Below are 10,952 nucleotides of genomic sequence, written 5' to 3'. Positions count from 1 at the left end.
ATGAGTGTCAAGCATGGGTTGAGGAACTGGTCAGTTCTATTCGCAATAAGCAGGTATATTATCAGCAAGGTTTACGGGCTATGACGCTTATACAGCAATCGCTTTAGCTCGATTGTCGCCCCTTGAAGCATGAGGTTCTCCATGACTTTTAATTCTTAATGGGGATGCCACGTACACAACTCCTTCGATTAATTCTGCTTTTTTCAGATTTGGCATAGCGTGATAGCGGCGCTCAAATTCAGCACGGGTAAGCTTGTCGCCGTTTTCTAAAGGCGGAATGGTCAACAATTTAGAAGTTTTGTCAGCAGATATCATGATTTTTAGAGTGTTGATATAAATTGAATTTCCGACTGTTCTACACCCGACACAGCAAAATTTCACCTTTTGCGGAATGAAGAGCTTGGCTGTTGTAGCTGATTATAGTCAAGGATAATTGACAACGAAAATATCACTATTTGTAAACAATGAGCTATCAAAATATTGAATTTGGCAATTACATCACCCAATCGGGTGATTCTATTGGGTGAAGAGTAAATTCTATAAGTGATGGTAGTGTGAGTTTATCGTCAAATATTCCAGAAAGCTTCTTTTTTTGACGAATTTTTATTTTGAGAAAACTAAATCAAACCATCGACGGAACCTTGAACGATACACAGTTGGTTATGGTTTAAGTGAGTCGCAGAGGAGACAGTTAATTTCGTAACAGGAGTGGTCGGGTGCTTAACAATATTTCTAAATTATTATCCCCTCGTCAGCTAACAATTTCTGTTGTTGGCTTAGTTTTAGCTGTTGGTGTTGTCAGTGAGCAGACTAAACCTGTACTAAGTAAGCAATTCCAAACCGTCACAACTTCCGCATCAGTAGATGGTAATTTTTCCAGATTAACGAGTCATCAATATATTAGTTCCGATAATTCTTTATTGTCGCGGCTGAGAGAATATCGGCAACAGCGATCGCAACAGCAAACAGTAGCTTTTGAGCGTGAAACTATAGAGTCTGAATCTAGAGATATATCCCCAAGACACTATCAAAAAGCTGGCAAAGAAGCCGGAGTGATGCCTACAAGAAATATTCCTACAAAAGATGGGGTTTATCTCTATGGACAATCGCCAACACCAAACAAAATTGGTCAAGGTTATATCGTATTCCAGAAGCAGCAAGGTAGAGTAACTGGGGCGTTATATATGCCTAGCTCTGAGTTTAGTTGTTTTCAAGGCACAATTGATAAATCTGGTGAGTTGGCAATGACTGTCAATGGCTCTCCAGATGAAGTTACGGCTTCAGATGTCGCTACAACCAGTACCATCCCATCTATTTCTGATGATGAGTTTAATAACTATGCTTACTCTGTAGCATTACAAGACTATCACCCCATTCGATCTATTAGTTCTAGCGATCGCCGCATTTTACAAACGTGTCAAGCAAATCAATTATGAAAGATGAATTAGAAAGTATGAAGTGTGAAATGCTTAGTTCATTATTTATTTCACACTTCATACTTTATCAATATTCAATTCCTGGTTGAGCCTTCACACCTTGGTCACGGAAAGGATGTTTGATTAAAGTCATTTCTGTAACTAAGTCAGCGCGTTCGATTAAAGCTGCTGGTGCACCTCTACCGGTGAGAATTACGTGTTTATGAGGCGGTTTCTCTGCCAAGCCCGCTAAAACTTCTTCTATTTGTAAATAAGCCATTTTTAAGGCGATATTAATTTCATCCAATAGCACCAATTGGAAATCTGGGTTGCGGATGTATTCTAAAGATTTTTCCCAAGCTGCATGAGCTTTTTCCAGATCGCGATCGCGATCTTGGGTTTCCCAGGTAAAGCCTTCACCCATCGCGTGGAATTCAAGTTGGTCTTCCCAATGGCTGAACACTACTTTTTCTGAGGGTTCCCATGCGCCTTTGATGAACTGGATGATCGCCACTTTATAGCCATGACCAAGCGATCGCATCACCATTCCCAGCGCCGCAGTAGTTTTGCCTTTACCGTTACCAGTATTAACAATCACTAACCCTTTCTCTGGGACAGCTTGTGCTATGCGCCGATCTTGTACTTCTTTGCGGCGCTGCATCTTTTGGCGATACTGCTCATCAGTCAGTTTTGCATCATTATTTATGGATGAGGACATTACTTCATCAATCAAGCGTTCGATTTCTCTATCTGATTCTAATTCTTCTGGTGTATCTTTGCTCATCAACATTTTATGAAAATAACTACTACAGAAAATAGAATGATGGGACTTGGCTGAGAGAAAATGATGGGGCGACTTTATTTAAACTGACTGTGAACTGCTAATTTTGGTAAAAATAAAGATTAATAACTGATAAAAATAAGAGCCTCATTGAAGTGAAATTATATGACGACTCTAAATAAGTTAATAGTTTCATTAAAGCATTTCTCTCAAAAAGTTTTGTAGTTACTTTGACGAGAGTTTCAAAACCGTAGCTTCTCTCAGAAGTTGCGGTTCTTATTGTTAAGCAAGAATTTAGGTAATGATATATTTTAAGAAAAATGTTGAATAGCTAACAATTTGAGAAAATGCAGGCAAATCAAGAAAGACTAATATTATGAAGCAAATAGAAATTAATCAAGGTGATATTACTCGGTTATCAGTAGATGCAATTGTTAATGCGGCTAATAGTTCTCTATTAGGTGGTGGCGGTGTTGATGGTGCAATTCATCGCGCCGCTGGAAAAGAACTATTGGCAGAATGTCGAGAGTTAAGAGGCTGTGAAACTGGAGAAGCGAAAATTACCAAAGGTTATAACTTACCAGCAAAATGGGTAATTCATACTGTTGGGCCAGTATGGAAAGGTGGAAATTATGGAGAGGATGAGCTATTAGCTAGTTGTTACCACCACAGTTTGGCTTTAGCGGAACAATACCAAATTAAAACTATTGCTTTTCCGGCTATTAGTACAGGTGTTTATAATTTCCCGATGGAACGCGCTTGTAAAATTGCGATCGCCGAAGTAAAAAAGTTTTTATCTCAGGCAAACTCCCTACAACAAGTAATTTTCGTCTGTTTTGGTCAAACTGCATTCGATTTATATACTAAGACGATGCAAGAATTTGCTGAAACATAGTTAACATTAGATTCGGCGCGTTTACTGTTCGGGAGTGCAAAATGTCAAAACAGCGTGGTCAAAAAATCGCACCTACACCCATACCAACCAATATTGGGGTAGTAGATTTAATCAATAATTACTTCACAGCTTACAATTCAGCACGTTTACGTGAAGTCTGCCAACTCTTGAGTAAAGATGTACTTCAAGAAGGTGTGACAGTGGGAGTTAGCCTTTCTGGGGCGATGACACCAGCCGGATTTGGGGTTTCTGCACTAGCACCCTTAATTCGCAACGGTTTTATTGATTGGATGATTAGCACTGGGGCGAATCTTTACCATGATATGCACTATGGCTTAGGTTTTGAGTTATTTGCTGGTAATCCATTTGTGGATGATGTCAAACTGCGAGAAGAAGGGACTATCCGCATTTATGACATTATCTTTGGCTACGATGTCTTGTTAGAAACCGATGCTTTCATCCGTAAGATTTTGCAAGCTGAACCTTTCCAAAAGCGGATGGGAACAGCGGAATTTCATTATCTTTTGGGTAAGTATGTCCGGGAAGTAGAAAAGCAGTTAGGAGTACAGCATTCTTGCTTACTGGCGACGGCTTATGAATATGGCGTACCAATTTACACGTCTTCCCCTGGAGATAGTTCCATTGGGATGAACGTTGCAGCTTTGGCGTTAGAAGGTTCGCAATTAATTTTAGATCCCGCCATTGATGTGAATGAGACAGCTGCGATCGCCTACAATGCCAGAGTTGCTGATGGTAAAAGTGCGGCGGTAATTCTGGGTGGTGGTAGTCCCAAAAACTTCTTACTGCAAACTCAACCGCAAATTCATGAAGTATTGGGATTGGAAGAACGCGGACATGATTTCTTTGTCCAGTTTACTGATGCGCGTCCTGATACTGGCGGTTTGTCTGGGGCGACTCCATCCGAGGCGGTAAGCTGGGGTAAAATTGACCCAGAAGAGTTACCCAGCACAATTGTTTGTTATACCGATAGCACGATCGCTTTACCGTTAGTCACCGCCTACGTGATGAATCAATGTTCGCCTCGTCCGTTAAAGCGGTTATACGATCAGCGAGAAACAATATTAGCTACCCTGCAAAGAGATTATCTCGCCGCGAAAACCCAATCATCGGATAAAGTACCTGCTGCAATGGCTGAAGATGCAGCGCAAGGTGTCGCAACTTATCCTTGCGGTAGATTAATTCCGAATAGTCCGTAATTAAAAAGGTAAAAGGTAAAAGGTAAAAGGTAAAACTATAAATCTTTTGCCTTTTGCTTTTTTACTTTTGATTTTTTCCCAATAAAAGATACGTTGTCATTTGTGGCTGATGGGGAATTTCGATTTTATCCTGTGGTTTGAGAACAAATTCATCACGAATATATTCGTAAGCAGTCGCACTAACTTGGATAGTATCGGCTAAAGTTTGAGACTCTATAGATTTGGCAATATTGATTGTATACATTAAACCAATGGCGGCTGCTGTAACGACTCCAGTATGGATACCGATGCAAAGTTTCAGGTTTTGTTGATTTTCTGTATTAAATGTGGCGATCGCAGTTTGCATATCTAGCGCCATTTGGGCTATAGCTTGGGCATGATCTGGGCGTTTTGCTGGTAATCCGCCAAGTACTATATAGGCTTCATTGATGGTTTTGATTTTTTCTAAACCGTAGAGATTACAGAGGCGATCAAAGTTAGCAAAAATTGGACAGAGTAAATTAACTAATTGCATTGCACTTCCTGAAGCCGCAATTTCGTTTAAACCAACAATATCTGCACACAAAACAGTCACATTTATTACATCTGCGTCTGTGCCGTTTATTTGTGGTTGTAAAATATTAGATGCCGATGTGGGTATTCTTGTTTGCCAAAGTTGTTCTATTTGTGCTTGCTGCTGCTGTAATGCTGCGTCTAGTGCTACTCGCCGAGTAATATTGCGAAAAATCCCACGAGTTGCCACTGGTATTCCATTAGCAAATTTGCAATTCACATTACCTTCCAAAAAAACTGTTTGACCATTTTTAGCAATAAAAGCTGCCTTAACTTGGTCTAATTTTTCGCCTGACATTAAACGATAAAACATTCGCCGACAATGTTCTTGAGAATCAGGATGGATAATGTCAAATACATTCATTTGCTCAACTTCGGCGGCACTATATCCTAATGTTTGACACCATGTCCGATTAACATATAAAAACCGACCATAAGCATTCACAGACTGAATTAAATCATTCGCATTTTCACAGATATCTCGATAGCGAGATTCACTTTCTAATAAATCTTCTTCTGCTTGTTTGCGTTTCATAAATTGCGCGATTTGACTACCCACAGAAACCATCATTTGCAGTAAATCTGCATCTTTAGGTTGCACGTCGCGGCTAAAAAAAGTCATCACTCCTAAAATTTTATTGTCGTCGAGGATGGGGAACCCAAATGCTGAACGCAATCCAGCAGCTATAGCGGTTGGCGATCGCGGTAAATCGCTATAGTCTAAAATATTTTTAATCCATAAAGCAGAACGTCTCTCCCAAATTTGTCCAGGGAATCCCACACTGGGAAGATATGTAGTTTGCCATGTCACCGATTTAAATTCCCGCGTAGATACAAGTCGGCTTGACCAAATTTCTACACATCTTAATACTGCATCTTCACTTTCTGCCGGAATATTTGGACTAATATATTCACTTATTGTCCATAATTCTCCCACATCCCATTCTAAGTTTTGACAAATTGCCTGCAAAATTTCTGGCATTGCCTGTTTAATACTTTGCGCTTCTGAAAGAATCCGTGTAATAGCATATTGGGCAACATTTCGTTGTTCTCGACGCTGGCGACTCGTAATATCCCGACCAATATAGATAATATCTTCTAAAACTTCATTTTTTTTCTGCATTACAGTACAAGAAAAAGCTACTAGCACTTTTTCTCGTGTTTTTTTGCGGCAGACAACTTCAAAATGCTGTAAATCTCGGTTGATTTTACTGTAGTGATTAATAATTCTTAGTAATAAAAAATTGTCATCAAATATCAAAGATATTGGTTTATTAATTAACTCTTCTTCGGAAAAATCAAATAGCTTTTGCGCCGCCAAATTAACTTTCTTAATTTTTCCTGTATTGGTAGTTATCAATAAGGCATCTGCCATTGAAGTGATAACTGTATCCATATAATTTTTATATGTTACCAGTGTCATTGATAGCAGAGTAGTAGCGTTAGTTAATTTAGATAAATCTTGTTGAGGTTTGATCTTTTCGGTAACATCTTCAATGAGAATTACTATCTTCCTCTCGGATGATTTTTCTTTAGATTCACCAATAATATATATATTGATATAGATATCTGGTTGATTCTCAAAATTTCTTCTAATTGCTAGTAATTCAAATCTTTCTTGTTGTCCTTGAATGATTGATTGTAATACATCTTCTGTACCAATCAATTCAGGAAAACCAACGCGAATATCTGTGCCTAAAATTACCGCGTTTGCTTGAATTGCAAAGCGTTGTACTTGCTCAGATTTATCCACAATGCAGAAATGAACATCTAGTTCTAAGTATTCAAATTTGCGTAAAGTCGAATATTTGTTAAAAATCTGCTCGACTACCTCGTATTCCATTATGTTTTTGAGTAGGTGATGCAATTATTTTGACAATGACTTTCAAGCGCAACTGGAGAGGTCAAAAAATTTTGGATTTTAGATTAACCTCACAGATAAATGTATGGGTCTGTGCCATTAAAAAACTATTAGCCAAAACATAAAACTCTCAAAAAAAGTACTTTTTTCGGATAAATCTCTCATTTTATGTAGACTAGAGACTTTAGTCTGAGTCTCAGGATTTACATTTCCGTACCATCTATAATTCTATCGGTAATATTGAACAAATTAAAATGCTGTGCGAAAGCGATCGCGCAACCAGCATAACCGACCTTCTAACCGTTCTAGACTATCGGGGTGTTGTTGTCCAATAATGAAATTCCACATAGCGGTTTGAAAAGTGCGTGCTTCAATAAACAAATCTAATATTTCCTGATCTATCGCTAGACCATAACCATTCAAAGCCGCCGCCGCATATTCTCTGTCAGTGCCAAAAACATGACTAGCCGCGATTAAACAGGCAATATCCCAAGCAATGTGACCAATAAAAGTATCTTCCCAATCTGTCCATAGTACCCCGCGTGTGGTGTTAAGTACATTAGAAAAATTGGAGTCGCCATGAAGTGGTTGTATCGGTAACTGAAGTTGATGAAATCTGCTTTTGAGTTGGCGATTGACTGCTTGTAGCATTTGGCTATCACTGAAGCTGAATGCTGCTTGAGATATGAGAGTAGACAGCAAACTTTCAGACTCATTTAAAGGATCGAAAACTGTCAGTTCACCTGCAAAATCTACTAAAGCTTCATGACAATCTCGTAAAGTCTGTCCAACAATAGTTGCATCTGGTAGTTCATCTATCTCTTCGACAAAATCCCAAAAACTAACAACCAAACCATTGTGCTGATAAGGGCCTGGTTGAATCAGATTTGTTGGACTCACAACAGGTGCGCCAGCTGCGGCTAAATAACTAGCTACTGAGACTTCTTTAGCAAACCAAGCATCACTAAACCGCACTGTACCCGTTGTTGTCGCTACCCGTGCAACTACAGGTGCAGGCTGTAAATGGATCACCAAGTTGCTTCTGTCTTGCAGAACCACAGCCTCTGCAAATTTCAGCCCTTGTTGTTTAGCGACTGCACAAGCTGCATTGATGGCATTTTGGAGCCGAGACTTTTCCGATGGACTAGTCATGATGACGAAAGCAGAAAACTTCAGTTAGCTGGATGCTATTTCAAGATTTCGTCGAGTAGATTTCTTGCAGGTTGGGCTTTTGTCAGTGCGGCTTGATGGTCACTGTAAGCCCGAACTAGACGCACTAGACCACTTACCCCAGCCTTAAGTAGTTCCAACTCTTCACCAGCCAACAATTCCCCATCTAGCATTCTTTGGACTAAAGGTTTAATATCGCCGACTTCCTGACGAACTTTTTGCAGTTTTTCGACGCTACTGAGTAAAGCTTTGAGTGAGTTCAAGATTTCATCAATATCTTGGACATCCTCTACTGGTTCGGGCGCATCTTGAACTGTGACTGTATCTTCGGTATCAGAAACTACAGCAGGTTCCTGGGTAGAAGTTTCACCTTTAGCCCCGTTAGATTTTGCCATGAATATTTCCTCAAGAATTTTTCCCAGTCTATCGTTAAACCCATCATCTAGTGTGTGAACTAACTTGACGAATAATTTTTCTGCATTTAGAGGGCGCGATCGCCAGCACAGCACAAGATGGCTTGTGCTAATTGGCATTTTTTCTGAGGCTATTTGATTTATACTTTTAGATTCGTCTGAATATCGAAAAGTTTGAAAGTTGTATGTCCAGCCTAAGTCCTGACATGGTACGCGTTTATTTGCAAGAAATTGGTCAGTTCCCTTTATTAACATCCGACCAAGAAATAACTTATGGCAGGCAAGTACAGCAAATGATTGCCATTGAGCAGCATCAACAGCAGCTTAGTCAACAATTGCATCGGGAACCAACGTTAGCAGAATTAGCAAATGTTGTAAACAAAAGCGAAACTGAAGTTACACAAATACTTCAGCTTGGCCGGAGAGCCAAGCAAAAAATGGTGACAGCAAACCTCCGACTGGTGGTTTCTATCGCCAAAAAATATCAGCGTCGCAATCTAGAATTATTAGATTTGATTCAAGAAGGGGCGATCGGTTTACAACGAGGTATAGAAAAATTTGACCCCAACCGAGGCTATAAGTTATCAACTTACGCATACTGGTGGATTAGTCAAGCCATCACCAGAGCGATCGCCGAAAAATCTCGCACTGTCAGGCTACCAATTCATGTGAACGAAAAACTGAATCAAATTAAAAAAGTTCAGCGAGAATTATTTCAAAAACTTGGTCGCCGTGCGACTCTTGCAGAGATTGCTGAAAAATTGGACATAGCACCAAGCCAGATTCGAGAATATCTCAGTGCGGCTAGTGCGACAATTTCTTTAGATTTAAAAGTGGGAGATAACCAAGATACGGAACTAAGTGAACTATTAAGTGATAATGGCATCTCACCTAATGAACAGATCACCCAAGAAATGCTGCGTCAGGACTTGGATAATTTGTTATCATCACTCAAACCCGTACAGCGTGAAGTATTAATTTTGCGCTTTGGACTATTAGATAATCAAGAACGCAGTTTGGCTCAGATTGGTGAAAAGCTCAATGTCAGTCGGGAGCGAGTTCGCCAAATTCAACAGCAAGCCATGAATATTCTGCGTCGTCAACAACCAGAAATGGGACAATATTTATCTTCCTAATATTTAGTGCTGAGTGCTGAGTCAGAAAAAAATTATGTAGAGACTTTGTATACAAAGTCTCTACATAATTTATAGGGTTCAGCTTCAGATTAAATTGGTATTACACCCTGACACCCTTAAACCCTATTTCGGTGCTAAGTTGACATCTTGTGCCAAACGCAGGGTTTTCAATAATTTAATTACCCACCAAGTCATATCAATTTCCCATCAGCACCAACCACACTTAGCTACATAAGAATAGGCGTGGTGATTATTATGCCACCCTTCACCATAAGTAAGAATCGCTGCCCACCAGAGATTACGTGAATTATCATGACACTCAAATGTGCGATATCCCCACAGATGAGTTACAGAGTTGATAAACCAAGTTGTATGCCAAAGAATCACACACCTCAAAAACACACCATAAATCACAAATGACCAACCGCCAAGGGCATACAGCAACAATGCAACGGGAATTTGTAGTGGTAAAAAGTAACGATTCAGCCAGAGGTAAAAGGGATCTCGCGCTAAATCAGGAGCATATCTTTGGTAGCAGTCATAATCAAAAAACTCCTTGGTGGGGTAGAAAATCCACAGAATATGACTCCACCAAAAACCTCTGCGGGCTGAGTAGGGATCTTTATATTCATCCTCTGTGTGAGCATGGTGTAAACAATGTCCAGCCACCAAGAAAATTAGCCCTCCCTGTAGAGATAGCGCACCTAAAATTGCGATCGCATACTCTAACCACTTAGGCACACGGAAGCTGTGATGGCTCAACATCCGGTGATAGCCTAGACAAACCCCAATACTGCCAAATAGCCAGTGTAGAAACATAGCTATACCTAACGCAGACCAAGAAAAAAACCACGGTGCTAATAATGCTAGAGCATGAATTATCCCAAAAAATACTACAGTTAGCCAATCCAGACGCAACGCCTGGGGGTTATCTGCGTAACTTCTGATTGTATTAAATTTCACAAACACTCCTCATCCCAATTCAAAAGGTAAAAGTTTTACTTTTGCCTTTTTACTTTTTACTTTTGCCTTCCTTACACCCAATCTCTAGGCTGGAGAAAAACTTCTGTCAGTTCTGCTTCCGGGCTTCCTGCTTCTGGTTCATAGCAATATTCCCAGCGTGCTAAAGGTGGTAAAGACATGAGAATCGATTCTGTCCTTCCCTTTGTTTGCAGCCCGAACACTGTGCCTCTGTCGTAGACTAAATTAAACTCGACGTAACGACCCCGACGGTAAAGTTGAAAATGACGCTGGCGATCGCTATACTCTGTTTGTTGTCGCCATTCGACAATGGGCAAGTAAGCCGGTAAAAAAGCTTGACCGCAAGACTGCACAAAAGCAAAAATATCTTCCCAGTTACGCTCCACATTGCCCACTTGTTGGCTAGAACTCTTGCATAAATATTTTCTGGTATAATGAAGGGTTATTTTCTTTTAGGTTAGAGAAGTTAAAATAGCCACAATTTACAAAGTTTCTAATATTAACTATTGCTGGAGAATCTTTACCTAAAAA

The 10,952-nt window shown here is 39.9% G+C and carries 8 protein-coding genes and 3 pseudogenes; 4 read left to right on the top strand and 7 right to left on the bottom strand.

The genetic code is table 11. From position 1 onward, the window contains the following. Positions 1-126 precede the first annotated feature (126 nt). Positions 127-315, bottom strand: a pseudogene (locus tag IQ244_RS31430) (Uma2 family endonuclease); the annotation flags it as partial. Between the two features lie 401 nt (positions 316-716). On the opposite strand from IQ244_RS31430, the gene IQ244_RS31425 reads away from it, so the two are divergent. Further along, positions 717-1,436, top strand: a complete 720-nt coding sequence (locus IQ244_RS31425) for a hypothetical protein (RefSeq protein ID WP_193900587.1) — start codon at positions 717-719, stop codon at positions 1,434-1,436. Between the two features lie 67 nt (positions 1,437-1,503). Here the strand turns inward: IQ244_RS31425 and cobO are convergent, their stop codons facing one another. Then, the gene (gene cobO / locus IQ244_RS31420; protein ID WP_193900586.1) at positions 1,504-2,199 is read right to left on the bottom strand and encodes a cob(I)yrinic acid a,c-diamide adenosyltransferase; all 696 of its coding nucleotides are present in this window, start codon (positions 2,197-2,199) and stop codon (positions 1,504-1,506) included. A 373-nt stretch (positions 2,200-2,572) separates the two neighbouring features. On the opposite strand from cobO, the gene IQ244_RS31415 reads away from it, so the two are divergent. Together IQ244_RS31415 and IQ244_RS31410 are read left to right on the top strand one after the other, a co-directional pair. Then, on the top strand, positions 2,573-3,091 hold the full coding sequence (locus IQ244_RS31415; RefSeq protein ID WP_193900585.1) for an O-acetyl-ADP-ribose deacetylase: 519 nt from the start codon (positions 2,573-2,575) through the stop codon (positions 3,089-3,091). A 41-nt stretch (positions 3,092-3,132) separates the two neighbouring features. Then, positions 3,133-4,308 carry a homospermidine biosynthesis protein gene (locus IQ244_RS31410; protein ID WP_193900584.1) on the top strand — a complete coding sequence of 392 codons (1,176 nt, stop codon included), beginning with the start codon at positions 3,133-3,135 and terminating at the stop codon, positions 4,306-4,308. A 61-nt stretch (positions 4,309-4,369) separates the two neighbouring features. Here the strand turns inward: IQ244_RS31410 and IQ244_RS31405 are convergent, their stop codons facing one another. The 3 genes from IQ244_RS31405 to IQ244_RS31395 all read right to left on the bottom strand — a co-directional run bounded on the left by IQ244_RS31405 (position 4,370) and on the right by IQ244_RS31395 (position 8,286). Next, on the bottom strand, positions 4,370-6,703 hold the full coding sequence (locus IQ244_RS31405; RefSeq protein WP_193900583.1) for an adenylate/guanylate cyclase domain-containing protein: 2,334 nt from the start codon (positions 6,701-6,703) through the stop codon (positions 4,370-4,372). 267 nt (positions 6,704-6,970) lie between these two features. Beyond that, entirely contained in the window at positions 6,971-7,873 is a 903-nt protein-coding gene (locus IQ244_RS31400) for a phosphotransferase (protein ID WP_193900582.1), read from the bottom strand. A 35-nt stretch (positions 7,874-7,908) separates the two neighbouring features. Next, complete coding sequence (locus IQ244_RS31395; RefSeq protein WP_193900589.1) at positions 7,909-8,286, bottom strand: hypothetical protein; 378 nt, start codon at positions 8,284-8,286, stop codon at positions 7,909-7,911. Between the two features lie 203 nt (positions 8,287-8,489). Between IQ244_RS31395 and IQ244_RS31390 the strand changes: the two genes are divergently transcribed. After that, on the top strand, positions 8,490-9,440 hold the full coding sequence (locus IQ244_RS31390) for an RpoD/SigA family RNA polymerase sigma factor (RefSeq protein ID WP_193900581.1): 951 nt from the start codon (positions 8,490-8,492) through the stop codon (positions 9,438-9,440). A gap of 123 nt (positions 9,441-9,563) precedes the next feature. Here the strand turns inward: IQ244_RS31390 and IQ244_RS31385 are convergent. Continuing rightward, positions 9,564-10,388: pseudogene (locus tag IQ244_RS31385) on the bottom strand (acyl-CoA desaturase). Positions 10,389-10,474: 86 nt separating this feature from the next. Beyond that, a pseudogene (locus IQ244_RS31380) lies at positions 10,475-10,825 on the bottom strand (coproporphyrinogen III oxidase); the annotation flags it as partial. Positions 10,826-10,952 lie beyond the last annotated feature (127 nt).

Source organism: Nostoc sp. LEGE 06077, assembly GCF_015207705.1.
Lineage (GTDB): Bacteria > Cyanobacteriota > Cyanobacteriia > Cyanobacteriales > Nostocaceae > Nostoc_B.
Note: the sequence above shows the minus strand (reverse complement) of the source record. Positions and strands in the feature narration are given on the sequence as shown.